This window comes from Erwinia sorbitola (assembly GCF_009738185.1).
Classification (GTDB): Bacteria; Pseudomonadota; Gammaproteobacteria; order Enterobacterales; family Enterobacteriaceae; genus Erwinia; species Erwinia sorbitola.
Map to the genome: position 1 here is coordinate 725,461 of NZ_CP046509.1, position 25,586 is coordinate 751,046.

General features: G+C 53.4%; 24 protein-coding genes. 7 read left to right on the plus strand and 17 right to left on the minus strand.

The window, feature by feature from the left end:
* Positions 1 to 22 precede the first annotated feature (22 nt).
* Entirely contained in the window at positions 23 to 1,156 is a 1,134-nt protein-coding gene (wzz(fepE), locus tag GN242_RS03290; protein ID WP_156286907.1) for an LPS O-antigen length regulator Wzz(fepE), read from the plus strand.
* Between the two features lie 52 nt (positions 1,157 to 1,208).
* Here the strand turns inward: wzz(fepE) and GN242_RS03295 are convergent, their stop codons facing one another.
* From GN242_RS03295 to GN242_RS03345, 11 genes are all read right to left on the minus strand, one after another.
* Positions 1,209 to 2,504, minus strand: coding sequence for a cytosine permease (locus GN242_RS03295; protein WP_156286908.1), 1,296 nt, complete (start codon positions 2,502 to 2,504; stop codon positions 1,209 to 1,211).
* Positions 2,505 to 2,524: 20 nt separating this feature from the next.
* On the minus strand, positions 2,525 to 3,214 hold the full coding sequence (locus GN242_RS03300) for a helix-turn-helix transcriptional regulator (RefSeq protein ID WP_230320712.1): 690 nt from the start codon (positions 3,212 to 3,214) through the stop codon (positions 2,525 to 2,527).
* Positions 3,215 to 3,236: 22 nt separating this feature from the next.
* Positions 3,237 to 3,647 (minus strand): GNAT family N-acetyltransferase, encoded by a 411-nt coding sequence (locus GN242_RS03305; RefSeq protein ID WP_154752966.1) that lies wholly within the window; start codon positions 3,645 to 3,647, stop codon positions 3,237 to 3,239.
* A 542-nt stretch (positions 3,648 to 4,189) separates the two neighbouring features.
* The gene (locus GN242_RS03310; protein WP_154752965.1) at positions 4,190 to 4,528 is read right to left on the minus strand and encodes a hypothetical protein; all 339 of its coding nucleotides are present in this window, start codon (positions 4,526 to 4,528) and stop codon (positions 4,190 to 4,192) included.
* A gap of 94 nt (positions 4,529 to 4,622) precedes the next feature.
* Positions 4,623 to 6,755 carry a putative bifunctional diguanylate cyclase/phosphodiesterase gene (locus tag GN242_RS03315; RefSeq protein WP_154752964.1) on the minus strand — a complete coding sequence of 711 codons (2,133 nt, stop codon included), beginning with the start codon at positions 6,753 to 6,755 and terminating at the stop codon, positions 4,623 to 4,625.
* A 454-nt stretch (positions 6,756 to 7,209) separates the two neighbouring features.
* A complete protein-coding gene (gene lldD, locus GN242_RS03320; protein ID WP_154752963.1) occupies positions 7,210 to 8,355 on the minus strand; it encodes an FMN-dependent L-lactate dehydrogenase LldD in 1,146 nt (381 codons plus the stop codon).
* The gene (gene lldR, locus GN242_RS03325) at positions 8,352 to 9,119 is read right to left on the minus strand and encodes a transcriptional regulator LldR (protein ID WP_154752962.1); all 768 of its coding nucleotides are present in this window, start codon (positions 9,117 to 9,119) and stop codon (positions 8,352 to 8,354) included. Before lldR ends, lldD begins: the two co-directional genes overlap by 4 nt.
* Positions 9,116 to 10,768 (minus strand): L-lactate permease, encoded by a 1,653-nt coding sequence (gene lldP / locus GN242_RS03330; protein WP_154753197.1) that lies wholly within the window; start codon positions 10,766 to 10,768, stop codon positions 9,116 to 9,118. Before lldP ends, lldR begins: the two co-directional genes overlap by 4 nt.
* Before the next feature lie 262 nt (positions 10,769 to 11,030).
* On the minus strand, positions 11,031 to 11,465 hold the full coding sequence (locus GN242_RS03335; protein ID WP_154753196.1) for a DoxX family protein: 435 nt from the start codon (positions 11,463 to 11,465) through the stop codon (positions 11,031 to 11,033).
* Between the two features lie 176 nt (positions 11,466 to 11,641).
* The gene (locus GN242_RS03340; protein WP_156288174.1) at positions 11,642 to 12,463 is read right to left on the minus strand and encodes a histidine phosphatase family protein; all 822 of its coding nucleotides are present in this window, start codon (positions 12,461 to 12,463) and stop codon (positions 11,642 to 11,644) included.
* A 275-nt stretch (positions 12,464 to 12,738) separates the two neighbouring features.
* Positions 12,739 to 14,937: a TonB-dependent siderophore receptor gene (locus GN242_RS03345; protein ID WP_156286909.1), complete on the minus strand. Its 2,199-nt coding sequence runs from the start codon at positions 14,935 to 14,937 to the stop codon at positions 12,739 to 12,741.
* A gap of 346 nt (positions 14,938 to 15,283) precedes the next feature.
* On the opposite strand from GN242_RS03345, the gene GN242_RS03350 reads away from it, so the two are divergent.
* From GN242_RS03350 to GN242_RS03365, 4 genes are read left to right on the plus strand one after another with little or no spacing between them, the layout of a single operon-like run.
* The gene (locus tag GN242_RS03350; protein ID WP_156286910.1) at positions 15,284 to 16,225 is read left to right on the plus strand and encodes a siderophore ABC transporter substrate-binding protein; all 942 of its coding nucleotides are present in this window, start codon (positions 15,284 to 15,286) and stop codon (positions 16,223 to 16,225) included.
* Positions 16,226 to 17,185 (plus strand): ABC transporter permease, encoded by a 960-nt coding sequence (locus tag GN242_RS03355; protein ID WP_156286911.1) that lies wholly within the window; start codon positions 16,226 to 16,228, stop codon positions 17,183 to 17,185.
* Entirely contained in the window at positions 17,175 to 18,146 is a 972-nt protein-coding gene (locus GN242_RS03360) for an iron chelate uptake ABC transporter family permease subunit (RefSeq protein ID WP_154752958.1), read from the plus strand. Before GN242_RS03355 ends, GN242_RS03360 begins: the two co-directional genes overlap by 11 nt.
* Complete coding sequence (locus tag GN242_RS03365) at positions 18,143 to 18,901, plus strand: iron ABC transporter ATP-binding protein (RefSeq protein WP_156286912.1); 759 nt, start codon at positions 18,143 to 18,145, stop codon at positions 18,899 to 18,901. The genes GN242_RS03360 and GN242_RS03365 overlap by 4 nt, the downstream gene beginning before the upstream one ends.
* Before the next feature lie 72 nt (positions 18,902 to 18,973).
* Here GN242_RS03365 and yddG read toward each other — a convergent pair whose 3' ends face one another.
* The 5 genes from yddG to GN242_RS03385 form a co-directional block, all read right to left on the minus strand.
* Positions 18,974 to 19,870: an aromatic amino acid DMT transporter YddG gene (gene yddG, locus GN242_RS03370; protein WP_154752957.1), complete on the minus strand. Its 897-nt coding sequence runs from the start codon at positions 19,868 to 19,870 to the stop codon at positions 18,974 to 18,976.
* Between the two features lie 122 nt (positions 19,871 to 19,992).
* Positions 19,993 to 20,322, minus strand: coding sequence for a multidrug/spermidine efflux SMR transporter subunit MdtI (mdtI, locus tag GN242_RS03375; RefSeq protein ID WP_154752956.1), 330 nt, complete (start codon positions 20,320 to 20,322; stop codon positions 19,993 to 19,995).
* Positions 20,309 to 20,659: a multidrug/spermidine efflux SMR transporter subunit MdtJ gene (mdtJ, locus tag GN242_RS03380; RefSeq protein WP_154752955.1), complete on the minus strand. Its 351-nt coding sequence runs from the start codon at positions 20,657 to 20,659 to the stop codon at positions 20,309 to 20,311. Before mdtJ ends, mdtI begins: the two co-directional genes overlap by 14 nt.
* 94 nt (positions 20,660 to 20,753) lie before the next feature.
* Positions 20,754 to 20,849, minus strand: a complete 96-nt coding sequence (locus tag GN242_RS22000; protein ID WP_508610856.1) for a protein YdgV — start codon at positions 20,847 to 20,849, stop codon at positions 20,754 to 20,756.
* A gap of 166 nt (positions 20,850 to 21,015) precedes the next feature.
* Positions 21,016 to 22,023, minus strand: a complete 1,008-nt coding sequence (locus GN242_RS03385; protein WP_154752954.1) for a LacI family DNA-binding transcriptional regulator — start codon at positions 22,021 to 22,023, stop codon at positions 21,016 to 21,018.
* Positions 22,024 to 22,201: 178 nt separating this feature from the next.
* Between GN242_RS03385 and GN242_RS03390 the strand changes: the two genes are divergently transcribed.
* Together GN242_RS03390 and btsR are read left to right on the plus strand one after the other, a co-directional pair.
* A complete protein-coding gene (locus GN242_RS03390; protein ID WP_154752953.1) occupies positions 22,202 to 23,887 on the plus strand; it encodes a sensor histidine kinase in 1,686 nt (561 codons plus the stop codon).
* On the plus strand, positions 23,884 to 24,603 hold the full coding sequence (gene btsR, locus GN242_RS03395; RefSeq protein ID WP_154752952.1) for a two-component system response regulator BtsR: 720 nt from the start codon (positions 23,884 to 23,886) through the stop codon (positions 24,601 to 24,603). The genes GN242_RS03390 and btsR overlap by 4 nt, the downstream gene beginning before the upstream one ends.
* A gap of 8 nt (positions 24,604 to 24,611) precedes the next feature.
* Here btsR and yjiA read toward each other — a convergent pair whose 3' ends face one another.
* The gene (yjiA, locus tag GN242_RS03400) at positions 24,612 to 25,574 is read right to left on the minus strand and encodes a GTPase (RefSeq protein WP_154752951.1); all 963 of its coding nucleotides are present in this window, start codon (positions 25,572 to 25,574) and stop codon (positions 24,612 to 24,614) included.
* Between the last annotated feature and the right edge of the window lie 12 nt (positions 25,575 to 25,586).

Below are 25,586 nucleotides of genomic sequence, written 5' to 3' on the forward strand. Positions count from 1 at the left end.
CATGGATTAAAGGAACTAAATCATGAGCATAATCAAAATTGACGAAACGTCATCGGCACGTAAGGGGAAAGGAGCAGTCAGCTCCGCCGGGCGGTGTGATGAAGAACTGGATTTGCTTGATGTGCTGAGTATTATTTTCAGCCGAAAATATACGCTGGCACTGTTTACCGCCCTGGCTCTTTTTATTGGCCTGGGCGTGAGCTATTTGCTGCCACAGCGCTGGACGAGTTCTGCGATGCTGAGTGTGGCGGAAGCGGCTCAGTTGCATAGCATGGAGAAAATGCTGACTGAATTGCAGGTGCTGGATATTGATACAAAAATCACGCCCGCGTCGCTGCTCACAGATTTTATACGTAATTTTGACTCACCCCGCCTGCGTGAACAATATCTGGTAGGTACCGCGTATTTCAAACAGCTTGCTAAGGGGCTTGAACAGTCGCCGGAAGAGCGTAATCGGCTAATTAACTCAATTTTAAGTGGAAATATAGAGTCGCAAAGCTCCTCCGATAGCAAGAAAGAGTATCGTTTTTATGAAGTGAAATACAGCGCCAACAGCGCCCCGGCTGCCCGTGAGCTGCTACAAGGCTATATTAACTATGTGACATCTGTCGTTGAAAAAGAGTTACAGCAGCGAATTACTTATCATGTCGATATGGTGAAAGGTAAGGCCATCGGGCAATATAATCTTGATAAGAAACGCGTGGAAAATGAGCACAGTATTAAACTGGAACGTCTGGAATATGCTCTCCAGGTTGCTAACTCTGCGGGGCTGAAAAAACCGGTCTGGAGTATCAACGGAACGTCCACTTATGATGACTGGGATTATCTGGAGAGTCTTGGTTCAGAAGGACTTAAACGTAAACTTAAAATTGAACAGTCCGTTGAAGATCCGACCTTGCTTAACGTCGATTTACAAAATCGTCGTGTGTATATTGAGAAGCTGCAAGCGCTGAAAATAAGCGAACTGCATATCGAGCCGTTTAAATATATGCGTGTGCCCTATGAGCCACTGTATCGGGATTCGCCAAAACGTTCGCTTATCGCATTGATGTCGGCGGTGGTGGGGCTGATTACAGGCTGCGGCTATGTGCTGTTAAGCAATGCGATCAAAGCCTATCGTCAGTCGTTGAAAAAGAAAGCAGACACGCCAGATTAACACCTGCCGGGCAGAGGGTGATGATGTACTCTCTGCCCGGAAAGATTACAGCTTACAGCGACGGAGCTATTGCGCGGCTGCGTAATGCCCGCGCGAGCACGTAATAAATAACGCACGATACCAGCAGCGAGTTAATCGTTGGCACGCCCCACTCGGTCAGCAGACCAATCACACTTCCAATTAGCGTGGCAATAATCGCCGTCCAGCCAATGGTTGGTGTATCGCTATCCGCTGGCAGTTTTCCTTCAGCACGGCTTCTGTCCAATGCGGTGCGATGGGTACGCAGCAGCAGATAATCCACCAGCATAATGCCAAGAATGGGCGGAAACACTACTCCCAGCACGGTGAGGAAGTCCACGAAGCGATCAAGAATACCCAGCACAGAGAGCAGCGTACCCAGCAGACCGATCACCAGAGTCGTATTACGATATTGCAGCTTTTTGCCACATATACCCTCAACGGCATTAATGACACCAAGGGAAGAGGAGTAGAGGTTTAAGTCGTTGACGCGCAGCGTGGAGAGGATCACCACCAGCAGCCCCACGCCCCCAGCGACCTGCGACATAATTGTCACAACATCGGCGGTTTGTAGTGTGCGGGCGATCATAATCGCCAGCCCGTTGACGATAAACTCCCCGGCAATAATCGTCAGCAGCGTGACCCCGGCAACATGCTTTGATGAGCGGGAATAACGTGTCAGATCTGGCGTCATCAGGCTGGCAACAATCGCTCCGCCCACCACCATGGTAATCGCTGCGCTGATAGTCAGCGGAGTGCCCGTTGGCGGCAGGTCAATAATTTGCTGTAGCGTGTGGCCGGAGAGCGTCTGGAAGGAGATAAAAGCCACCAGGCAGATAAACAGTGGCACCGCAATACGCGCAGTAACACGCAGCGCTTTAAAGCCAAAAGTTACTAATACGGTCAGCAGCAGACCCGAAAGGCTGGCCGCCAGCGGGAAACCCAGGGCGCCGCCTAGTGCAAAATTCAGCGATTTGGCGAAGATGGCGTTTTGAATGCCAAACCAGCCCAGCAGACTGACGGCAACAACCAGACCAATCAGCACCGAACCGATACGGCCAAAACCGCACCAGCGTGCCAGAAGGCTCCCGGAAACGCCTTCTTTCATTCCGGCATAGCCCAGCCCGAAAGTCACTATGCCAAAAATAACGCTGCCAGCCAGAATAGCCAGAAACGCAGAGGCCAGACTCATCGAATCCCCCAGTACCGCGCCAAGCATAAATTGATCCAGTGCGGTCAGCATGCCCATATGTACTACGGCAACGCTTAAAAACGAGACGCGTTTGTTTTCAGGCACGCGACTTAACGGGTAATCTTCAATACGGATCAAGATGAGTTTCCTTGTTTGAATTAAATAAACTGAATGCCTTTTTCAATCAGACGATCTGGGATGAAATTATCCAGTCCGGCATGGCGGCAATACTCTTCGAACTGATTCAAAGTATGCACCCCGGCTTTCTGATAAATGTTATAGATCCGGTTCTCTACGGTGCGGTGGCTGAGATTATAAATGCGCGCAATCTCTTTAGTGGACAGGCGTTGCAGCATCAAAAAGAGCGTATCAAGCTCGGAACGGGTAAAAAGATCGTTGTTCACCTCGGTGGTGAACAGACCGGGTTTCTGCCGGGTGATGTATTTCAGCGGCGACATGGTGTTGAGCTGTTTTGCACTCCAGGCAATACCAATAAAATCCCCGTTTTCGCCGTATAGCGGGATTTTCTCGCAGACAAAGGGCGTCAGGGTTTTCTGCCCGTACCAGTAGTGAGTTTCAATTACGGCGACCCGTCCGTTACTGGCCTGGGTGCGTCGGTCGTGCTCAATAAGTTCATCTTCACACTCAGCCCATGCCGCAGGGAAATCACTATCCAGCCTGCCTTCAATATCGAAGTTTTTGGGCGTATTGGTATACAAATACGCCGCTTTATTCATATACAGGTGCTGTGAATCAGGAGCTTTAATTCCCCAGGGTTCGGACAGGTGTTCCATCATGGCAATCAGTGCGCTGGTATTTGATCGCGGTTTCTCTTCCTGTAATTCCATTTTCCCCCCTGAGGAAAGCTCATCAGATCTTTTTCGCCAGATAATATCGGGTATGCAGATGTGCATAATCACCGAGCTTGCCATAAGCGGAGTAGCCTAACTTTTCGTAAAATCCGGTTGCCTGGAAATCAAAAGTATCAACGTAGGCCATATGACAGCCGCGTTTTTTCGCTTCCCGTTCCGCCGACAGCATCAGATCACGCCCTACACCTTTGCCGCGGCAGGCATCGCTGACCCATAAATATTGCACTTCCAGCCCTCCCCACCAGGTTCTTGCCACCAGACCAGCCATAATCTGATCCTGTTCATCGCGCAGCGTAAGAAAGAGGGGATGGATATCAACCGGTGTTGTTTTTGCATTGTGTTGCCACAGACTGTCGATGACGAAGGCTTCATCAGCGGCGGCTGGACTATCAGTTACAGTGATCTTCATTGGCCTCAAACTCTCATTATTTGAATAAAAATTAATAAGATAACTTGTACATTACCTCTGCGTAATTATCATTTCCCCTCAGGTATATCAAGAGTGTTTTTCACCCTTTCCCTGATGGATAAAAACGCCTAAGGTGTGGCTTCAGACGACAATGTCGATCACTTAAGACTAATATCCTGTCGTCTTTCCAGTTTGGCAAGGCAATATTGAGCCTCACCAGGGAAAGTTTCACTTGCAGCCCTTTTTCAGTGACCACTTTTTGTGGCAGATGAGATAGCGTATAAATAAAGATTCCTGATGAGAGCAGTGATAGTCACTTCAGTAAATCTTTTTAAATGATGTTGTACCGTTGAAAGGTCGCTTATTGAGCGGCCTTTTTTGCTTGCCTTTTTAGCAGCTTATACGTTCAGTACTATTGCGCAGGTTTTGCAGAGGGGGGGAGCATCGAAAGACGCTGACAGCAGGTGGCCGAAATGCCTGAGGTGGCTTTGGTTGCAGCAGGAAACCAGGCGATAACGCTGTTACGTTTCGCCTGAGTGATATCAGTGTCCGGCAGCGTTCATCACTTCAATACAGCTGACGACATCTTTTGCCGCCGCGCTTTTCTGCCCGGTATCCAGTGCCTGATACTTTGCAATCGACGAGCGTCCAAGCCGATCGTCATAGCTGACCTGTTTTACCGAGTAAGAGCTGTTCTCATTGATAATCACCGTGCGGATTTTATTGGCAAAGTCCTGTTCGCTGGTCGGCGTGCCCAGCACATCAACCGCCACGCAGGCTGCGGCATCATAGTGGGGATCGTGGGGCGGACTTCTGAACATAAACCACCATAATGACAACGCGGCGGCAGCAAGGATTAACAGCGGAAACAGCTTTTTCATCACATCAACTCAATTCACCCGGAGCGGGCTATCATCAGGGGCGCATTATACGGATAAACAGGGCCGGGGCGACCGAAAACCATCCGGGCTGCTGTCAGATTTGCATTTCGCGCAGTAGCGCATGCAGCTGCTCCGCTGGCTGTGGCTTACTCAGCAGGAATCCCTGTAAACGGTCGCAGCCCGCTGCGGCCAGCATCAGGCGCTGCTCCTCAGTTTCGACTCCTTCGGCGGTGACGGTAATTCCCAGACTGTGGCCGAGCTTAATCACTGACTCAACGATAGTGGCGGAGTTCTCACGCACGCCCAGCGACTGCGTAAAAGCGCGGTCTATTTTAATGGTGTCGACCGGGAACTGCACCAGATAGCTCAGGCTGGAGTAGCCGGTGCCGAAATCGTCCAGCGCGATACAGAATCCGGCAGCTCGCAGGGTCTTGATAGTTTTCAGCGCATGTTGTGCATTTTCCAGCAGCACTCCCTCGGTAATTTCCAGTTCGATTTGCTGTGGATCGATCCCGTAGCGCGCCATAATTGCCATCAGATTCGCTATAAATCCGGGAGCAAGGAATTGCAGAGGTGAAACATTCACCGCCACGATCAGTTCAGGACAAGTGATCGCCATCTTACAGGCCTGCTCCAGCACCCACTCGCCAAGAGGAATAATCAGTCCGGTCTCTTCAGCAATCGGGACAAACTCTGCCGGGGAAATAGCACCGAGCTGCGGGTGCTGCCAGCGTAGCAGCGCTTCGACAGCAATCAGTTTAGTACCGCTGACATCCATAATTGGCTGATACCACTGCATCAGATCCACAGTATTTTCCAGCGCCAGATGCAGCTGCTGCGCCAGCCGCTGGCGTTTTTGCAGGGCTTCATCCATTGCCGGAACAAACAGGCAGTAGCGCCCGCGCCCCTCCGCTTTGGCGGCATACAGGGAAATATCGGCTTTGCGCATCAGCTCCAGTCGCTCCAGGCTGTGACGCGGCGACAGTGCTACCCCAATGCTGACACCCACCCACAGCGTATGACCGCGTAGAGTCATCGGCTCGGCCAGACGAGTAATGATCTGCTGACACAGGTCGGCCACCTGCTGTTCATTTTCTAGATTACTGACCATTACAACAAATTCATCGCCGCCCAGGCGCCCGACAGCATCCTGCACCGGCAGCAGCGATGACAACCGCTGGCCGATCTCGACGATCAGATCGTCACCCGTATGGTGGCCATAGGTATCGTTGATCAGCTTAAAACGATCGAGATCGAGCAGCATCAGCGCCAGCTTGCCGCCGCTAAGAGGAAGCTGCTGGAGTCGCTCATTGAGCTGCTCTTCAATCCATGCACGATTTGGCAGCCCTGTGAGAACATCATGCCGGGCCAGATGCCGGGCGTGCACTTCACTGGCTCCCAGACGGCGCATCGAGCTGGAAAGTTTCAGTGACGAATGCCACAGACGACGCGTCATGATGATGCACATCAGCGAGATACTTAAAATAGCCGCAGCAATCAGCGGGCCGGTGATTTTCAGCATCTGGCTGCCCGGGCGCATGGGTATCCATGAGACGCTGCTTACCGGAATGCCGTTTGCTGACGTCAGTAGAAATCCGGCGCTGTTTGGCTGGTCTGCTGCGCTGGGGGTAAAGCGAAACTGGCTGACAACCCCGCGATGCTCCAGAAAATCGATAAAACTGTAATGCAGATAACGGATAAATATCAGCCGCCGTCCGGAGTTATCGGGCAGGGGGCCGATCACCACTTCAGCAACCCGGTCACGCAGGCGGATGAAATCATGGATAACATCAGAGGATGTCGCCGGTGGCAGGTGATGTGAAAGTTTGGGCTTAAGATCGAGATAGCTGGATACGGGCGCGAGTCTGCCCTCCAGCCAGCTGGTAACCGGACGCTGTTGCGCATCCAGCAGATAGATTTCATTGTCGCCAGCAAGATGAAAAAGCCAGCTGCCAAACTCTGCGGGCTTTGCTAACTGTGAAATCAGATCCACTTCGTTCAAGAGGTTTTGGTGTTGAAAAGTAAAATCGGACAGATGCTGCGCGAAAATATTTTCAATCACCTGCTGTTGCTTTTCCTGTGCTTTGGCGTTGCTTTGCACTGTGACCCAGTAGGCGGTAATGCCGCATCCTAACAGGGAAAACAGCACCACAGCCACTACCGGCGCGACAACATTACGCATGAATTCGCGACGTAGTTCAGCGACCGTGCTGTATTCGATTTTCATTGATCTTCCAGGATGAATGAGGTCGTAGCTCCAGGAAACCACTGGCCCTGTAAAGCGCAAACATTACCTTAATACTTATTATCAGCAAAGATAAAGACGGTATTAAATATCCGTTTATCTGAAATTTATCCGGGCCTGACGGGCAGATCGATGTGGTATGAGAGGGGATCAGCAGGCGCTGCGATCGGCGCGATCGCTGCCGGGAAATCCGGGGCATTCTGAGTTTTAAGCGAAGAGCTGAGTGAGGTTTTGCCCCATGCCGACAATCTGCGTACAGGTCTTCCCTTCAGACTGCGATAGCAGAAACGTCCGATCTGTTTTGCTCCTGATTGAATTCTTCCCGTAATGGCGAGGTACACCTCGCCATTGTCAATGCAGCAGGAAAGGGCGTTGATTGGGCCTGAATACCGGCTTTGGCGTTACTTAAGCCAAATCCTGAGGCAGGCCCGGTTTATTATCCCAGTCCGTTTTCTACTAACGCATTACGCGAAATATCCGCTATAGATTTCATTCCGGTCAGCGTCATTGCTACCCGCATCTCTTTCTCGATCAGCGTCAGCAGATTCTCCACTCCGGCCTGGCCTGCGGTTGCCAGCGCATAGAGATAAGCCCGCCCTAACAGGACGGTATCCGCACCCAGCGCAATCATTCGCACTACGTCTAACCCGTTACGGATGCCGCTATCCGCCAGAATGGCAATCTCGCCTTTTACCGCATCGGCAATGGCTGGCAGCGCACGAGCTGTCGACAGCACGCCGTCCAGCTGGCGGCCGCCGTGATTGGATACGATAATACCGTCGGCACCGAAACGTACCGCATCACGGGCGTCATCGGGATCGAGAATACCTTTAATGATCATCGGGCCATCCCAGAACTCGCGGATCCACTCCAGATCGCTCCATGAGATGGAAGGATCGAAGTTTTTGGCCAGCCAGCCGATATAATCCTCCAGCCCGGTCGGTTTCCCGAGATAGGCGGAGATATTACCCAGGTCATGGGGCCTGCCGTTCAGCCCGACATCCCAGGCCCACTGCGGGTGGAGGACGGCCTGAGCATAGCGGCGCAGGGCTGCATTGGGGCCGCTCATACCTGAGTGGGCGTCACGGTAGCGAGCGCCCGGAGTCGGCATATCAACGGTAAATACCAGCGTTGAACAGCCTGCCGCTTTGGCGCGTTCCAGCGCATTACGCATAAAACCGCGATCTTTGAGCACGTAAAGCTGGAACCACATCGGGCGGGAGATGGCCGGGGCAACCTCTTCAATCGGACATACCGATACCGTAGAAAGGGTAAACGGTATCCCCTTTGCCGCTGCCGCTTTAGCCGCCTGCACTTCACCACGGCGGGCGTACATTCCACACAGCCCTACCGGGCCAAGCGCCACCGGCATCGACAGCGTTTCTTTAAACAGCGTGGTGTGCAGAGTGAGATCGGACATATCGTTCAGCACGCGCTGCTTTAAAGCGATCTGTGCCAGATCTTCCACATTACGCCGCAGGGTGTGCTCTGCGTAGGCTCCGCCGTCAATGTAGTGAAACAGGAACGGTGGCAGGATGCGTTTGGCCGCGGCGCGGTAGTCGGTTCCGGCTGAAATAATCATCGATTTTCTTCCCTTGTGATATCGGTATCTTCATCCGGCAGACGGGTGCTGCGCTGCTGCCGGGCTTCATTCTCGTGCAGGGTTTTGAGGGTGGTCAGAACAAAACCCATATGATCCCTTGCCGCACAGCTGGCCCGCTGCGGATCGCCGGCGAGGATCGCCAGCAGCAGCTCTTCATGCTGCTCGGTTAAGCGGGCAAAAATGGTCGGCACGGTGTACATCCGCTGGCGACTGTGCGCCACGGAGGATTGCAGCAGATCGAAGAAGCCGCGCATGGTCTGTAGCAGCACCACATTATGCGAGGCTTCGGCAATCGCCAGATGAAAGCGCACGTCAGCCTGTGTCGCCATCTCCGGCGACAGGCTCTCCTGCTGTTGGATGGCGTCGAAACAGCTTTGCAGCTTTTCACGATCGGCATCGGTGGCCCGCAGCGCCGCATACCAGGCGGTACTGGCCTCAATAGCGTGGCGTGCTTCAAGGATGTCATTACGGTAGTCCGGGTCAGTCGCCACCAGTGTTTTCAGGGGCTGGACAATACGCTGTTCTGACCAGGGCGGCGGCGCTTCACACAGGTAATAGCCACCGCCGTGACGGCTGAACAGTATCCCTTCGCCGACCAGCTTTTGCAGCGCTTCACGCAGTGACGAACGTGATACTTCCAGCTCTTCAGCCAGCTTACGTTCGGCTGGCAGGCGTGTACCAGGCTCCAGCTGTCGGAGGCTGATCAACGTGCGGATGCGCTCCACCAGCTGGCCGGAATTCATGGGATCATCCATGTCAGTACGTAGGCCTGAAGCGTGGTGATGACGCCGACCATGCAGGTGAAGATCAGGCTGTGTTTTACGGTAAAGCGGAACAGATCGGACTCTTTACCCACCAGCCCCACCGCCGCACAGGCAATGGCGATCGACTGTGGGGAGATCATCTTCCCGGTGACGCCGCCCGTGGTATTGGCGGCGACCAGCAACAGATCGGAAACCCCAATCTGCTGCGCCGTGGTGGCCTGCAAGGCAGCAAACAGTGCGTTAGATGAGGTATCAGAACCGGTGAGGAACACCCCCAGCCAGCCAAGGAACGGCGAGAAGAAGGTAAATGCATGGCCGGTATGAGCCAGCGCCAGCGCCAGCGTCGCCGACAGCCCGGAGTAATTAGAGATAAAGGCGAAGGCCAGCACCATGCCGATTGAGTAGATAGGTAGCGCCAGCTCTTTCAGCGTACTGCGGAAAGTAGACAGCGCATCAGCAGGTTTCATCTTCAGGTAAACGATGGAGATCAGCGCTGCAACGATAATGGCGGTGCCGGTGGCAGACAACCAATCGAATTTGAATACCGCCGCATAAGGCGTGATAACAGTGACAACCGGGGGCATTTTCGCCACCAGCTTATCAAGAAACGGGATGGGAATGCTCATCACCAAGTTATACAACGCTCCGCCGGGGCTGAAAAGGGCTTTAAATGGGGGAATGCTCCACAGGGTGACGGTGGCGGTCAGAAACAGGAACGGCATCCACGCGCGAATTATCTGTCCGGTGCGATATTTTTCCACCACCAGCGGCTGCTCAACGCTGTTATCCGCAGGCTTAAAGCGGAAGATTCGCACCGGCTTCCATACGCGCAGAAAGAGCGTCAGACATACCAGTGAAACCAGAGACGAGATAATGTCCGGCAGCTCCGGGCCGAGGAAGTTGGAGCTGAGAAACTGGGCAAGCGCGAATGAACCGCCAGCGACCATGACCGCAGGCCAGGTCTCCTTGATACCGCGCCAGCCATCCATGATAGCCATAATCCAGAACAGGACAATAATCGTCAGGAACGGCAGCTGGCGGCCGACCATCTGCCCGATCTGAAAGCTGTCCAGCCCGGTCACCTGCCCGGCAACAATAATCGGGATCCCCATCGCCCCAAAAGCTACCGGAGCGGTATTCACGATCAGGCACAGGCCCGCCGCATAGAGCGGATTAAAGCCCAGTCCGACCAGCAGTGCCGCAGTAATTGCCACTGGCGCACCAAACCCGGCGGCTCCTTCCAGAAAGGCACCAAATGAGAAGCCTACAATCAGCATCTGTAAGCGCTGGTCGGGAGTGATCGACAAAATTGAGGCACGAATAATATCGAACTGCCCGGTTTTCACCGAAATTTTATAGACGAACACGGCGGCGATAATAATCCATGCTATCGGCCAGAGTCCGTAGAAGAATCCATACGCCATTGAGGCCAGTGCGCGATCGAGCGGCATCCGGTAGAGAAACAGCGCTACCATCAGTGCCAGCACCACGGTGATAGTGGCGGCGAGGTAGCCTTTCAGCTTCAGCTTAATCAGCGCGAAAAAGAAAAACAGAATCGGAATGGCGGCGATCAGGCTGGATAGCCAGATATTGCCCAGCGGATCGTACACTTGTTGCCAGGGTTGCATACAGGATTCTCCAGAGGCGGTCATGATGTGCCCCCTGCTGATTATGGTCCTACCAATTCAGCTATTCGGGGGTGCTTGTTGCAGATAGTTAATATTTTGTTAGCCAAATACAATGAATGTTGTTTGTTTTTTGGTTTTCTGTGGCCGGAGTGGCGATTTATTCAAAAGTGGTAGGACCATAAAAGCCGGTGGCAGAGAAGTGGGAGGAGGTGCAGATAAAAAAAACGCACCGGGGCAGGTGCGTTATGGTTGCCGGGGCAGGTTAACGCCAGGCGCTGTTCTTTAACACTGAATATTTACCGCAGCCCTGCAACAGGATCGCCGCCGAGGCCAGCGCATACAGGGCGATCTCCTCAAGAGCCCAGGCACCAACCGGCGTCAGACTGAAGGTATTCCCGAGATCGGCCAGCAGCCAGGCAACCACCATCGTGCCGATAACGGTCAGGGCAGACAGGCGGCAGAGGATCCCGAAGATCAGCAGCAGCGGTGCCACTACTTCACCCAGCAGTACGCCGTAGCCGATAAAAGCCGGCAGCCCGTGGGCGACCAGCATTCCCTGAATTCCGCCAACCCCGGCATGAAGCTTATGCCAGCCATGGAAAAGCATCAGGCCACCGACCGTCAGCCGCAGCAATAATTTGGCCGCGTCGGGGTGTGAGAACATCTGGTTAAATCGGGTGAGTGTATTAGCTATCATCATTGTTATTCCCGTTTGAGGTATCTTGAGATAATACTCATTCTCATCCTGGGATATATCGCAACTGAGGGAAGCCTTGTCCAAAATCAACAAAATAGGGCGGGGAGGGAACAAGCAGGAAGCGAAAAATTCCTCTGTATGCGGGCCGTTTTAGCCCGCATTAATTATCAGCTAAATTAACTCCGTGGTGCGCTGGCAGCCTTGCCTTGTTTTTCAAGAGCGGCTTTGCCGTCCTTCAGATACTGCATATTGCCTATTTCCGGCACGCTGTACTGACCGTCGTGATAAACCACTTTTACTACGGCAGCATTCTCCAGCGGCTTATTTCTTGCCGGGTTATCGGTTAAACCAGCCATAATAGTCTGAATGGCCAGGCCGGAAGAGACAGCCAGCACCGTCTTATCCCCCTGAGCTTCCGCCTGATCGATCATCGTTTTTAATGCCTCAGAGGTGCGGGCTTTAACCTGCTGAAAAGTTTCCGCCTTGCCACAGCGGTCGGCTTTGGAAATCGCATCGATCTGTTTATCCGTGGTAAGCGCACCGGCTTTAATATGACGCCACAACTCAGCGCCATCTTTCAGGCCCAGTGACTTCGCGGCACCAGCTATCATCTCCGAGTTCGGATAGCCTTCAAAACAGCCAAAGTAGACTTCACGTAAGCCTTTCAGCTCACGCGGCTGGTAATTTTTTACTCCTTCCTGCTGCAAAATAACCCGCAGGGTTTCACGCTGGCGGCCGGCATCACTGGAGTAGAAACTATCGAATTTAATCTTCTTCAACCCTTCGCCAACGTCGCGCGCCATAGTGATACCCTGTTGTGTCAGCGGGCTGTCTACCCAGCCCTGCACCTGCTCTGTGGAGTTGAGCAGAGTCTGACCATGGCGCACAAAGTAGACAGTAATGCTGTCATCCGCTGCCGGAACCGGCGCGGTATAAGCAGCAACGGTTGTGGTGGTTGCTGCGAGTAAGACCAGCCCGGCCATCATCCTTTTTTTCATCATTAAAACTCCTGTATGACATTGAAAAAATCCTGTTTCGGAATAAAAAAAACCCACCCAGATATCCGTGGCTTATAGCGCGATTAATAGCGACTATTTAGCCCTGAATACCCGAGCAGGTTTTGCCTGGATAGATCCAGTAACAATCCTGACAATGTGAATAACACTGTTTAAAAAGCAGATATCTATAAACAGGATTATTTCTTATATAACTGTGATCCTCTTCACGCCCTTATTTTTATGCTTCACCTGACGCTATAAAAAGCATTTATACCTTAAAACGACATCGTGACTCCGGCGTAATAGGCGCGGCCCGGTTCGTTATAGGTGGATGCGCCGTCGTTCTCGCGATAAATCTGTTTATCAAACAGATTACTGACGCCACCCTTCAGGCTCAGATTCCTGGTGAGGGTGTAATTCAGGTTCAGCCCGACTACGGAATAGGCGCCAATTTCTTTGCTGGAAAGTCCGGTGTCTCCTTCAAGGCGGCTTTCAGTGAACTCACGCGGTTTCTGGCGACCGTACAGCGTCCAGTTCAGTTCGGTGGAGAACTTATCGGTGATCTGATAATCCAGCATCGAGTTAATGGTGTATTTTGGAATGATCGACAGCGGGTTACCGGTTTCCTTGTTTTTTGACTCAATCATATAGGTGGCATTGGTGCGCCAGTCGAGCACGTCCTCAACCAGTGGCAGCGTCAGACTGGCTTCCAGCCCTTCCACCACCGCTTTGCCGCCGTTCTCCCATTGCAGGATATTGTAGCCATTCGAAGCCGTACCCAGCAATTCGGTGCCGGAAACGATTTTATTCTTGTAGTCGTTGCGGAACCAGGTCAGGCCCGCTGCGTATCCGTCGGCGGCAAACTCCAGCCCCAGCTCTTTGTTAACGCTGACTTCTGCATCCAGATTATCGTTACCAATCAGATAGCAGCTACCGGTGGCAACCGTGGTCGGGCAGCCGTTGCCACGGGTACTGAGCAGATAGCCTTCGCTGGACTGATAGAGGTTAGGCGCTTTAAACACCCGGGCAATACCCGCTTTCAGCTTGAATCCCTCACCCAGTTCCTGGGAGACGTTTAAGCTGGGGCTCCAGTTGGCACCAAATTCACTGTGGTGATCGAGGCGCAGCCCCGGGATCAGGAAAGTGCCTTCCCATGGCTGGATATTGTCTTCGAAATAGACAGCTGCGGTGGTTGCGCTGTTTTCCGTATTACGATCCGACGGATTACCCGATATATCACCGATCGTCTCACCGCTGGCATCGGTTGCTGACATGGAGGCAGGATCGTCGAGTTTTTCATGATTCCACTCGGCACCAAGGGTGACGGTTTGTTCAATCCAGCGATCAAACGGCACGTTAACTTCTCCGCTGGCACGATAGTTTTGCAGGCGGCTGGTGCTGTATTCGTCGCTGTTAATCATTCCTTCTACACGACCACCCGCTCCCTCTTTCAGGCGCGTGTTATTGGTTTTCTCGTAATTGAAGGCAAGTTTTGAGTCGCCCCAGTCCCAGAAGCCGTTATGGGTCATGCCGTAAGATTGACGATACAGACGATTAGTTTCGGAACCATACAGCGAATCAACCAGCCCGCCCGGACTGATATTGCCGTTACTGTACTGCGTATCCCCTGCGTAGATATTGCCCTGGCGGCTGTAGCCATAGCTGAAATCCATAATCTGTGAGGGCGTGATTTTCCATGAAATCAGCGTATTAATATCTTTATTACGCACCCCTTCGCGGCCAGCGGCATACGAGCCATTCTGTGCCTGGTTGATATCGGCGGCGTCAGCGTCTGTTTTGTTCAGGTTGCCATACAGGCGCATGGTCAGTGCATCGCCTGCCAGCGGGCCGCTCAGGCTGAAGTTGGTGCGCTTGGTGTCGCCTTCTTTACTGTCTTCCGGCTGGTTAGTAAACAGCGAAAGTGAGCCGTGCCACTCTTTGGTCGGACGTTTGGTATGGATGTTAATCACACCGCCAGCGGCACCGGATCCGTAACGTGCAGCGGCCGGGCCACGCAGAACCTCAATCCGTTCAACCATCTCCGCAGGTACCCAGTTGCTGTCACCACGGCTGTCACGTTCACCTTTCCAGCTATAGCGTACTGAGTTACGTGAACTGACCGGCACGCCGTCAATCAGGATCAGCGTGTTTTCCGGACCCATACCGCGAATATCAATCTGGCGGTTATTGCCCCGGCTGCCGTTGGCGCTGTTACCGGTCAGGTTGACCCCGGGCATTTTACGGATGATGTCGGACAAATCGTTAACTGGCGGATTCTTAGCGATATCCTCTGCGGTGATGACCGACACGCCTGGCTGTTGCTTCAGCTCCTGCTCTGCCGTTTTCTGAACCATCATTACGTTTTCATCTTCGCCGTCGGCGTTAATGTCGCCAGCGGCAACTGCCGTACCGGCGATAGTCGCCGTCAATAACAGCGCCAGAGGGTGTAGTCGAAAGTGTCCGTACCTGTTCATCGCATCATCTCATTCTGTATGGTGTTGTAAGAGAATGTGCATGATAACGATAATTGTTCTCGTTTCTATGGTGATTAATACGAATCCATAAAATCTCCACAATTGGCCACTTTTGTCAATAAAAGTAAACGATCGGATTTTATTTCATCTATAACAGCAGGTTATGGCGTTCATCATTTCTTCACAATCTACATAATTGCCGCAAGTTATGAATTTTGGCTTTTTTTTGAGCGCAGAATGACATGTTGTGGCTACCCATTGGCAGACGTAGTCGTTATTATCCGGCAACAAAATCTAACGCGAATCATTCTCATTTTTAATACTTATCTGATTCTCAGGAGAGAAAATGCGCTTCCCTCAGGCTTTGGTTTCAACGCTTTTTTCCATCATGCTGCTCTCTGCCCCCGTGGCTCTGGCAGCAGACGCCGCAACGCTTGAGATCGTTCACGCGCAGGGCACCACTGCCGTGCCGAAAAACCCACAGCGAGTGGTGATCCTCAGCCCGGCAACGCTGGATATTGCCGATGCCCTGGGCGTCAAGGTAATCGGAGTACCGCAGACGAGCGCGCATTACCCGGCGCATCTGGCGAAGTACAACGACTCCGCGTATTTCAATGCGGGCACGCTGTTTGAACCTGATTATGAAGCCCTGAGCAATGCGAAACCTGACCTGATTCTCGCCGGTGCCCGCGCTATCGAGGCCTATGGCAAGCTGAGTGAAATTGCTCCAACAATTTCTCTCGACCTTGATCCAAAGCACTTCGTGCAGAGCCTGACTGAACGCACCGAACAGCTTGGCACTATCTTCGATAAGCAGGATAAGGCCCGCGAAGTCATCGCCGCGTTTAATACACAGATTGCCGATCTGCGTAAAGAATCGACCCACGCCGGAAGCGCCATGATGCTGATGATTAACGGCGGTAAAATTAGCGCCCACTCACCTGGCTCCCGCTTCGGTTTTATCTATGATGTTTTGGGCTTTAAACCGGCTACCAGCTTCCCGCAAACAGGCAAGCACGGTAATGCGGTCTCTCCTGAGTTCATTATGGAAGCCAATCCGGACTGGCTGTTTGTACTGGATCGCGATAGCGCCATTGGCCGCAAAGAGGGGGCTTCTGCACAGCAGGTGCTGGACAACCCGCTGGTGCGTAAAACCAATGCCTGGAAAAAACAGCAGGTGGTATATCTCGATTCCGGTTCGCTTTACATTGCCGGTGGTATTCAGAGCTACAGTAATCTGATGACCCAGGTGAAGCAGGTGCTGGATAAAGCGAAAACTCAGCCGTAAATGAAATCCTTTGCCTTTATTACAGGCCTGGCACTATTGCTGGGCCTGATTGTTTGCAGCCTGTTTGTCGGCGTCAGCCGCGTTACGCTGGTCAGCCTGTGGTCAGATCCGGAAATGCGGGAGATTCTGATGCTGAGTCGCTTTCCGCGCACCGCAGCTCTGCTACTGGCAGGCAGCGCAATGAGCGTGGCGGGGCTGATTATGCAGATGCTGACGCAAAACCGTTTTGTTGAGCCTTCCGTGGTGGGTACCACGCAGTCTGCCAGCCTCGGACTGCTGCTGGTGATGATCGTCAGCCCTGCCGCACCAATCATGCTAAAAATGGGAGTCGCCACGCTGTTTGCGCTGGGCGGAACCGCGCTGTTTATGCTGCTGATTCAGCGTATTCGTATGAAATCCTCCCTGATGGTTCCGCTGGCCGGAATTATGCTGGGAGCGGTTTTCAGCTCGGTGACCACTTTCCTTGCCATGAAATTTGACCTGCTCCAGTCGCTGGGGGGCTGGGAGTCCGGCGACTTCTCCAGCGTGATGCAGGGGCGTTACGAACTGTTGTGGCTGGTGGGCGCGATGACGCTGCTGGCCGCTGTGATTGCCGACCGCTTTACCGTGGCGGGCATGGGACGCGACTTTTCGGTTAATGTCGGGCTGCACTACGGACGCGTGATGCTGATAGGGATGGCAATTATTGCGATGATCAGCGGCGTGGTGATTGTGGTGGTGGGCGTGCTGCCGTTCCTCGGGTTAATCGTACCCAATATTGTCAGCCTGGCCCTGGGGGATAATCTGCGCCGAACCGTACCCTGGGTGGCGTTAATTGGCGCGATACTGGTAATCGGCTGCGATGTTATTGGCCGTCTGATTATTCACCCGTTTGAAATTCCGGTCAGTGCGCTGCTTGGCGTGCTGGGCGCGATCGTCTTCCTGGTACTGATTGTGAGGTCGAAACGCCATGCGCACTGACGCCTCTGTCTCTCTGTCCCCGGGAAAGCGCCTGCTGTTGCTGGCTGCGCTACTGGTGGGGCTGATGGGGATATTTATGACCATCGGCCTGAACGGCAATACCGCTTATATCCTGCGGCATCGCGGGCAGATCCTCGCCACCATGGTACTGGTAGGGTTTGCTTCCGGCATCAGCACGCTGCTGTTTCAGACCCTGACGCGCAACCGAATTCTGACCCCCTCGGTAATGGGGCTGGAGTCACTGTTTGTGCTGATGCAGACGCTGCTGATTTTCGCGCTGGATGTTGGCGGGCTGAGTATTTTTGGCAGCGTGGGGCGTTTTCTTGCGGAAAGTGCGCTGCTGGTGATGTTTGCCACGCTGCTCTACCGCTGGCTGCTGGGCGGTGCCGGGTTGGATCTGCACCGGGTGCTATTGATTGGGCTGGTGTGCGGTACGCTGTTCCGCAGTATCTCCGGACTGATGCAGCGCCTGATGGAGCCAGGTGAGTTTGCCGTGCTGCAAAGTCGAATTTTCGCCACCTTTACCCGCGCCGACGCAGATGTGCTGCTTATTTCAGCGCTGGTGATTATGCTGGTGGCGCTGGTGGTCTGGCGGCTGCGCCACCGACTGGACGTGATGGCGCTGGGGCCGGATCGAGCTATCGCGCTCGGCATTCACTGGCAGCGTCATGTTACTGGTTTACTGCTGCTGATCTCGCTGCTGGTGGCGGTATCGACCGCGCTGGTGGGGCCGATGATGTTCCTCGGGCTGCTGATTGTTAACCTCGCCTATCCGCTGATGGGATCCTGGCGTCACGCCCATCTGCTGCCCGGCTGTGTGCTGATCGGCATTATTACGCTGGTCGGCGGCCAGCTGATTCTGGAACGACTGCTGGATATGGCCGGAACGCTTTCGGTGGTGATTGAGTTTAGCGGCGGCATTTTGTTCATCTATTTACTGCTGAGGAAGGGCGCGAAGTGATCGAAATTAAGCACGTCAGCAAACAGTATGGTAATCAGCCGGTATTGCAGGATATCTGCGAAACGCTGCCGTCATCAGGCATTACTTCAATTATCGGGCCAAACGGAGCAGGAAAATCGACGCTGCTGTCGGTGATCAGCCGCCTGCTCAATGCAGACAGCGGCGAGGTTAAAGTGGATGCGCTCGACGTCAGCGACGCCAACAGTGAAAAACTGGCAACGGTACTCTCGGTGCTGCGCCAGGAAAACCACTTTACCAGCCGCCTGACGGTGTGGGATCTGGTGAGCTTTGGCCGCTATCCTTACAGCAAAGGGCGGATCAACGATCGCGACCGCCAGCATATTGAGCAGTCACTGGCATTTCTTGAGCTGTCCGCGCTGCGTAATCGCTATCTGGACGAGCTGTCGGGAGGCCAGCGGCAGCGTGCATTTGTAGCGATGGTGCTGTGCCAGGATACGCAGTATGTACTGCTGGACGAACCGCTAAATAACCTTGATATGAAACATAGCGTGGCGATGATGAAGCAGCTGAGACGCGCCGCCGATCAGTTAGAAAAGTCGATTGTCCTGGTGATCCACGACATCAATTTTGCCTCGGCGTACTCCGACTATATTCTGGCGATGAAGGACGGCAAGGTCGTATTTCGCGGGACGCCGGAGCAGGTAATGGTGCCCCAGGTGATTGAGCAGATTTTCGATCTGCCCGTGACCGTGGAGCAGGTCAACGGTCAGCGCATTGCGATGTACTACCGGTAGCCGACCCAAACTCCACTCCTGCACTTTTCACCACGCTCTCTTACAGCGGCGAAGTCTCAGTTGCCCGGGATCTTAAGCCGCATTTGGTCTCTGACCGCGCGTTGACCACCAGCACAGCAGCGCTCCCAGGCTGACCATGGCGGCCCCTTGCCAGAAGCCGATCGACAGGCTGGCGCGCAGGATACAGGCCGCCAGCAGGGCGGAAATCACCGGAATAAAGTAGGAGGCGGTTGCCAGTATGGTGACGTTGCCATGCAGGATCCCGGTATTCCATGCGGCATAGCCAAAGCCCATCGCCATGGCTGCCAGCCCCAGACTTACCAGCACCCGCAGGTTAATTATCATTTCCGGCTGCGGAGTTGAGAAATACTTTACCCACAGCGCCAGAGCAGTCAGCATAAAAAACAGCGTAATACCGTTACTTCCCCGGGCGATTTGCCGGGTAACCACGCAGTAGATCGCCCAGATAATTGCCCCGCCAAAGGCCAGACCGTAGCTGAGTGGATTAGAGGCGAGGTTATTGCTGATTTCGGCGTAAGAGAGCTGATGATCGCCCGCCAGAACCTGGCAAATTCCGGCCACCGAAAGCACCAGCCCGGGAACAATCAGCAGGCTGCATCGCTGCCGTGTTACCAGCGCTGATAAAATAATGGTCATACTGGGCCAGAGATAGTTCACCATACCAACTTCAATGGCCTGTGTAGCGCTGCGGGCGTAGCCCAGCGACAGCGACAGGCAGACTTCGTAGCTGACAAACAGCAGGCTGCCAAACAGCAGATAGGCGCGGGGAAATCGTTTAACCTGTGGAAAACCTACCGTTACCAATAACAGCAGTGAACTGAGGGTGTAGATCATCGCTGCGCCACCCACCGCACCAAGCCCTTCGCTGACGCCGCGTATCAGCCCGACAATCGTGCTCCACAGCAGAATAGCGATAAGTCCGATCAGCGTAGCTTTTTTTTGAGTCATGGTGCGATCCCTGCATTGGTGATATTACTGCTTCAGACTTTACAGGGTAGATGGCTGTTTCGCATTGAATAAATCGCTTTCAGGCCGGCACGGAGAGTCGCTGTTCGCCACGGCACCCGGGGTCAGGCAAGTTTAATCAGCACCATGCCAACCAGCAGCAGAACCACGCCGATCCACCCTTTGTAGTTAAGGCGCTGCCCGAACAGTATCCAGCCCGCTGCGATAGTGGCGACAAGGCCAAACCCGCCCCACAAGGCATAGGCGACAGACAGTTCAATGCCCTTTACCGCCTGGGACAGGGCACTAAAGGCGGCCAGTACCGCCAGTAATGACAGGATGCCGTAGGTTTTACGTTTAAACCCATTGGAAAGTTTAAGAAATATATTGGCAACAATTTCCAGCACGGTAGCTGCGCACAGCCAGACTGCATGTATCCATTCAAACTCTGGCATGCTGCCCCCTGCTCTTGCTCTGGGTGCCACATTTAATTAGAGCAATGCCGACTACCAGCGTCACCAGCCCCACCATTTTAAATACCGAGACTGACTCATCGAATAACAGCACGCTGAACAGCGTAATAAATAAAATACCGACGCCTTCCCACATCGCATAAGCGACGCCAAGCGCAATTTTTTTAATAGAAATAGAGAGGGAAATATAAGAGAGGGCGATCATCACCAGCATCAGGAAATATCCCAGCTGATTATCGTTAACGTTTGACCATTTCATAAAAAGCGTGCCGGTGATTTCAAAAGCAATCGCCAGTGCCAGTAACATCCAGTAAAACATGATTTTTCTTCCACACAATAACGTCATCACGCGCCAGTCCGAAAAGAGGACAGGCTGCCAGAAAAAAACAGGAATTTAATCTGAGGAAGCGGGACTAAAGCGCGTTACGCCAGTGTTGTTCACCGGAAAAGGAATAAGCAGAAGAAAAGAGAGAAGAGCGGTTTTGCCAGAACTTGCACATATTGTCCATAATATTTACAACTTATCCGCGCTGTTGCTTCTCATCGGTTGCGGAAAGAAAATTGTCCTCGGTAGTTAAACACGCCTATCTTTTACCCGATAATTGATAATTATGCAGGCATATTTGCACTTCTTTACTCTGGTTTTTTAGCTAAAAAGTAGCGGATTCCACTGCTTTACATGTTGTAAGGCGTGATAATGCTCACTTTTGAAAATTGCCCATGGTTTGCCGGTGGTGAAATAAAACCGTGAAACGCCAAAATACTTTGAAAAATACGCCGTGCGTCCTGCTGTAATTCATGGTGAATTATCGCATCGAGCTTACCATCACAGAGTAGCTGGCGGTTTTCGCTATCTAAATCGTGCCCAATAAACGCATTGATGGTGCGTCCTGCCTCCGAGAATGCCCGCAGGATTGCTGTATTCCCTCCGCCTGCGCAGTAGACTGCGCCCAGCCCTGGAAACTGCGCCAGCTGCTGTGACAGTGCGCTAAAGGTTGGCGCATCAATACCATAGCCCTCACTGATACGGCGCATTTTCAACCCTGGCGCCATTGTCGACATGGCGGTGCAGAATCCGGCTGCGCGCTCCTCCTCACCAAGAAAATGCGGGCTGCCGGTGACTACCGCCACCTCAGGAGAGTGCTGTACCAGCAGGCGTGACATCAGCCAGGCGGCGGTCTGGCCCGCAGAGTGGTTATCCATGCCGACGTAGCGAATGCGCTCACTGTCAGGGAGATCGGTGACCAGCGTCACCACCGGAACCCGCTGTCTGAGCAGCTCCGCAATCACCTCTGGCATTTCGAGGCTGCTTTCCGCTTTCAGTATGATGCCGTAGCTGTCGCTGGCGCAGCGCAGCATCAGCTGGCAGATTTTTTGTGCGCTGATCTCCTCAAAGATATGCAGCCGCAGAGTGAGCCTGAAAGGGGCAAAGCTTCCCAGCTCGGCCAGCAGCGCGTCGGTGACCAGCTGGCTGAAGCGGGCCGGAGTATGCATGATAACGTCGACGGCAATGGTTCTGCCGCTGGCGAGGTTCATGCGCTGCTGCTGTTCCAGATCGCGGATGGCCTGTGAGATGCGGCGCTCAGTTTGTGCATGAACCGCACCGCGTTTATGCAGGGCACGATCCACTGTTGCTTTACTTACTCCCGCTTGTGCGGCGATCTGTTTTATCGAGAATTTCATTTTTGAGGTCTTTGTGAGGTAATCCTTTCCTGTGCGGGATAATGTAACAGTTAAATCAGTCGTAGGGGCTTGATTAGTCGAAATTTCCGTACCAGCTCGCATTTCAGGGATTGATGGAGGGAAAGATTGGCCTGTCCAGGGTATGTTGCACGCATATGGAGAATGTGGATCGCAGGGTATGTACGAATTTACGTTAATTTTACTGTTGTTACAGCAGATGTGTGTGTTTTTGGTCATCGCCTGGCTGATGAGCAAAACACGCCTGTTTATCCCTTTGATGCAGGTGACCGTGCGTCTGCCGCACAAGCTGCTGTGCTATATCACATTCTCAATTTTCTGCATTATGGGCACCTACTTTGGTCTGCATATCGAAGACTCCATCGCCAATACGCGCGCTATTGGGGCGGTGATGGGCGGGCTGCTTGGCGGGCCAGTCGTTGGTGGTCTGGTTGGCCTGACCGGCGGCCTGCATCGTTACTCACTGGGGGGCATGACCGCCCTGAGTTGCATGATCTCCACCATCGCCGAAGGGTTGCTGGGCGGCCTGATGCACACCATTTTGATTAAACGCGGGCGGAGCGACAAAGTTTTCAGCCCGTTGACGGCCGGGGCGATTACCTTTATTGCCGAACTGGTTCAGATGGCGATTATCCTGCTGATTGCGCGCCCGTTTCAGGATGCACTGCACCTGGTACAGAGTATTGCGGCGCCGATGATGGTAACCAATACCATCGGCGCGGCGATGTTTATGCGCATCCTGCTGGATAAGCGGGCAATGTTTGAGAAATATACCACGGCGTTTTCAACCACGGCGCTAAAGGTCGCCGCCTCTACCGAGGGGATATTGCGCCAGGGATTTAATGAAGAGAACAGCATGAAGGTAGCGCAGGTGCTCTACCAGGAGCTGGACATCGGAGCGGTGGCAATTACTGACCGGGAAAAACTGCTGGCGTTTACCGGCACCGGTGACGACCACCATCTGCCGGGCAGGCCGATCTCATCGGCCTATACCTTACGCGCCATCGACAGCGGAGAAGTGGTGTATGCCGATGGTAACGAAGTGCCGTATCGCTGCTCACTGCATCCTCACTGCAAACTGGGCTCGACGCTGGTGATCCCGCTCAGGGGGGAGAATCAGCGGGTGATCGGCACCATCAAACTTTATGAGCCACGCAACCGGCTGTTCAGCTCCATCAACCGTACGCTGGGTGAAGGGATCGCACAGCTGCTGTCTGCACAGATCCTTGCCGGGCAGTACGAGCGGCAGAAGGCGTTGCTGGCCCAGTCTGAGATCAAGCTGCTCCATGCTCAGGTAAACCCGCATTTCCTGTTTAATGCGTTAAATACCCTGATGGCGGTAATCCGCCACGACAGCGAAAAAGCCGGTCAGCTGGTGCAGTATCTCTCTACCTTCTTCCGAAAAAATCTGAAGCGTCCGTCAGAAATTGTCACTCTGGCGAATGAAATTGAACATGTTAATGCCTACCTGCAAATTGAGCAGGCGCGTTTTCAGTCAAGACTCTGTATCCGGCTGCGGGTGCCTGAGGAGCTGGCTCATTTCCAGCTTCCTGCTTTCACCCTGCAACCAATTGTGGAAAATGCCATTAAGCATGGCACGTCGCAGCTGCTGGGAGTCGGGGTAATTACCCTCCAGGCCAGCCGTGACGGGCAGCATCTGGTGCTGGATATTGAAGATAATGCCGGGCTGTATCAGCCGGAAGAGAGCAGCGGTGGGCTGGGAATGAGCCTGGTGGATAAACGTTTGCGCGTGCGATATGGCGATGCTTACGGTCTTACCGTCACCTGTGAGAAGGATAGTCTCACCCGTATCACCCTGCGGTTGCCGCTGGAGGAATCTGTATGATAAGTGTATTGATTGTTGATGATGAACCATTAGCTCGTGAAAACCTGCGAGTCCTGTTACAGAAAGAGCCGGATATAGAGATTGTCGGCGAGTGTGGAAATGCCGTTGAGGCAATCGGCATGGTGCATAAACTGCGCCCTGATGTACTGTTCCTGGATATCCAGATGCCGCGCATCAGTGGTCTGGAAATGGTGAGTATGCTCGACCCGGAGGAGCGTCCGTGGATCGTGTTTCTTACCGCTTTTGATGAATTTGCCGTGCAGGCATTCGAGGAGCATGTCTTCGACTACCTGCTGAAACCGGTGGAGGCACCAAGGTTACAGAAAACGCTGATGCGTCTGCGCCATGACCGCCACGGGCAAGATGTTTCCGTGCTGCCGGACAGCCAGGAAGACCTGAAGTATATTCCTTGCAGTGGTCAGAGCCGTATCTATCTGTTGCAGATGGAAGAGGTGGTGTTTGTCAGTAGCAGGCTGAGTGGGGTGTACGTGACCAGTCAGGAGGGGAAAGAGGGTGTTACTGAACTGACTCTGCGCACGCTGGAAAACCGAACGCCATTGCTGCGCTGTCATCGCCAGTTTCTGGTGAATATGGCGCATCTGAAAGAGATACGCCTTGAGGATAACGGCCAGGCAGAACTGCTACTGAGTGGGGGGCATACCGTGCCAGTGAGTCGCCGCTATCTGAAAACGTTGAAGGAGGCGGTGGGGCTGTAACGCCAGCGTTAAGTGGTTTTTAGCCTGGCAAAAGCGGCGCGGATTTCCTCTTCCGGCAGCTGGATACCGATAAACACCAGGGTGCTGGCAGGTTGCTCATCCTGTTGCCATTCACGATCCCAGTCAGCGCTGTAAAGGCGCTGTACGCCCTGGAATAGCAGGCGGCAGGGTTGATCGGCAATCCAAAGCATCCCTTTGTAGCGCAGTAGTTTATCGGCAAACCCGGCCAGCAGGTTCTCCATCACTTTGGAGACTTCTGCCAGCACTAACGGGTAGTCCAGCTCCAGCACTACCGAGGAAATATCATTCTGCTGCTGCGGGATAAACTGGAAACGCGGTTTTGGCGTGACTATTGTCTCTTCAAGCATAAAACCACGAGTATCAAACAGTAGCGCGAGGTCGATATTACCATTAATTACCGGGTAGATTGGCGCTCGCGCATTGATACGCTGTAAACGCTCCATCAGCTCCGGTGGCGTACCGCTGATGTCGGTTTTGGTCAGCAAAATGCGGTCGGCGTAGCCGATCTGCGACTGCGCCAGAGTGAACTGATCCATCTGTTGTCCGGCATGAACGGCATCCACCAGAGCAATCACGCCATCTAAAAGATAGCGCTGACAGAGGATCTCATGGGAGAAAAAGGTCTGAATAATCGGGCCAGGATCGGCCATGCCAGTGCATTCAATAATTAAGCGATCGAAAGCGATATCGCCGCTATCACGGCTGTCGAGCAGGTCGAGCAGCGCTGTTTCCAGCTCGCCGGAGCGTGTGCAGCAGATGCAGCCGTTGGTGAGCGTGGTGATCTGCGTGGCGCGATCGCCCAGCAGCTGGTTATCGACGGCGACGGCACCAAACTCATTCTCAATGACTGCGATCTTATAATCCTGCTGTTCATGCAGAATATGCCGTAGCAGCGTGGTTTTACCCGCGCCAAGAAAACCGGTCAGTACCGTAACGGCTATTGGTTTCATGATGTTTTCCTT

Excerpts from the sequence above, each read along its gene's own strand:
- GN242_RS03300 (WP_230320712.1), bottom strand. The coding sequence starts at position 3,214 with ATGGAATTACAGGAAGAGAAACCGCGATCAAATACCAGCGCACTGATT.
- GN242_RS03305 (WP_154752966.1), bottom strand. The coding sequence starts at position 3,647 with ATGAAGATCACTGTAACTGATAGTCCAGCCGCCGCTGATGAAGCCTTC.
- GN242_RS03310 (WP_154752965.1), bottom strand. The coding sequence starts at position 4,528 with ATGAAAAAGCTGTTTCCGCTGTTAATCCTTGCTGCCGCCGCGTTGTCA.
- GN242_RS03315 (WP_154752964.1), bottom strand. The coding sequence starts at position 6,755 with ATGAAAATCGAATACAGCACGGTCGCTGAACTACGTCGCGAATTCATG.
- lldD (WP_154752963.1), bottom strand. The coding sequence starts at position 8,355 with ATGATTATTTCAGCCGGAACCGACTACCGCGCCGCGGCCAAACGCATC.
- lldR (WP_154752962.1), bottom strand. The coding sequence starts at position 9,119 with ATGAATTCCGGCCAGCTGGTGGAGCGCATCCGCACGTTGATCAGCCTC.
- lldP (WP_154753197.1), bottom strand. The coding sequence starts at position 10,768 with ATGCAACCCTGGCAACAAGTGTACGATCCGCTGGGCAATATCTGGCTA.
- GN242_RS03335 (WP_154753196.1), bottom strand. The coding sequence starts at position 11,465 with ATGATAGCTAATACACTCACCCGATTTAACCAGATGTTCTCACACCCC.
- GN242_RS03340 (WP_156288174.1), bottom strand. The coding sequence starts at position 12,463 with ATGAAAAAAAGGATGATGGCCGGGCTGGTCTTACTCGCAGCAACCACC.
- GN242_RS03345 (WP_156286909.1), bottom strand. The coding sequence starts at position 14,937 with ATGAACAGGTACGGACACTTTCGACTACACCCTCTGGCGCTGTTATTG.
- GN242_RS03350 (WP_156286910.1), top strand. The coding sequence starts at position 15,284 with ATGCGCTTCCCTCAGGCTTTGGTTTCAACGCTTTTTTCCATCATGCTG.
- GN242_RS03355 (WP_156286911.1), top strand. The coding sequence starts at position 16,226 with ATGAAATCCTTTGCCTTTATTACAGGCCTGGCACTATTGCTGGGCCTG.
- GN242_RS03360 (WP_154752958.1), top strand. The coding sequence starts at position 17,175 with ATGCGCACTGACGCCTCTGTCTCTCTGTCCCCGGGAAAGCGCCTGCTG.
- yddG (WP_154752957.1), bottom strand. The coding sequence starts at position 19,870 with ATGACTCAAAAAAAAGCTACGCTGATCGGACTTATCGCTATTCTGCTG.
- mdtI (WP_154752956.1), bottom strand. The coding sequence starts at position 20,322 with ATGCCAGAGTTTGAATGGATACATGCAGTCTGGCTGTGCGCAGCTACC.
- mdtJ (WP_154752955.1), bottom strand. The coding sequence starts at position 20,659 with ATGTTTTACTGGATGTTACTGGCACTGGCGATTGCTTTTGAAATCACC.
- GN242_RS22000 (WP_508610856.1), bottom strand. The coding sequence starts at position 20,849 with ATGGACAATATGTGCAAGTTCTGGCAAAACCGCTCTTCTCTCTTTTCT.
- GN242_RS03385 (WP_154752954.1), bottom strand. The coding sequence starts at position 22,023 with ATGAAATTCTCGATAAAACAGATCGCCGCACAAGCGGGAGTAAGTAAA.
- GN242_RS03390 (WP_154752953.1), top strand. The coding sequence starts at position 22,202 with ATGTACGAATTTACGTTAATTTTACTGTTGTTACAGCAGATGTGTGTG.
- btsR (WP_154752952.1), top strand. The coding sequence starts at position 23,884 with ATGATAAGTGTATTGATTGTTGATGATGAACCATTAGCTCGTGAAAAC.
- yjiA (WP_154752951.1), bottom strand. The coding sequence starts at position 25,574 with ATGAAACCAATAGCCGTTACGGTACTGACCGGTTTTCTTGGCGCGGGT.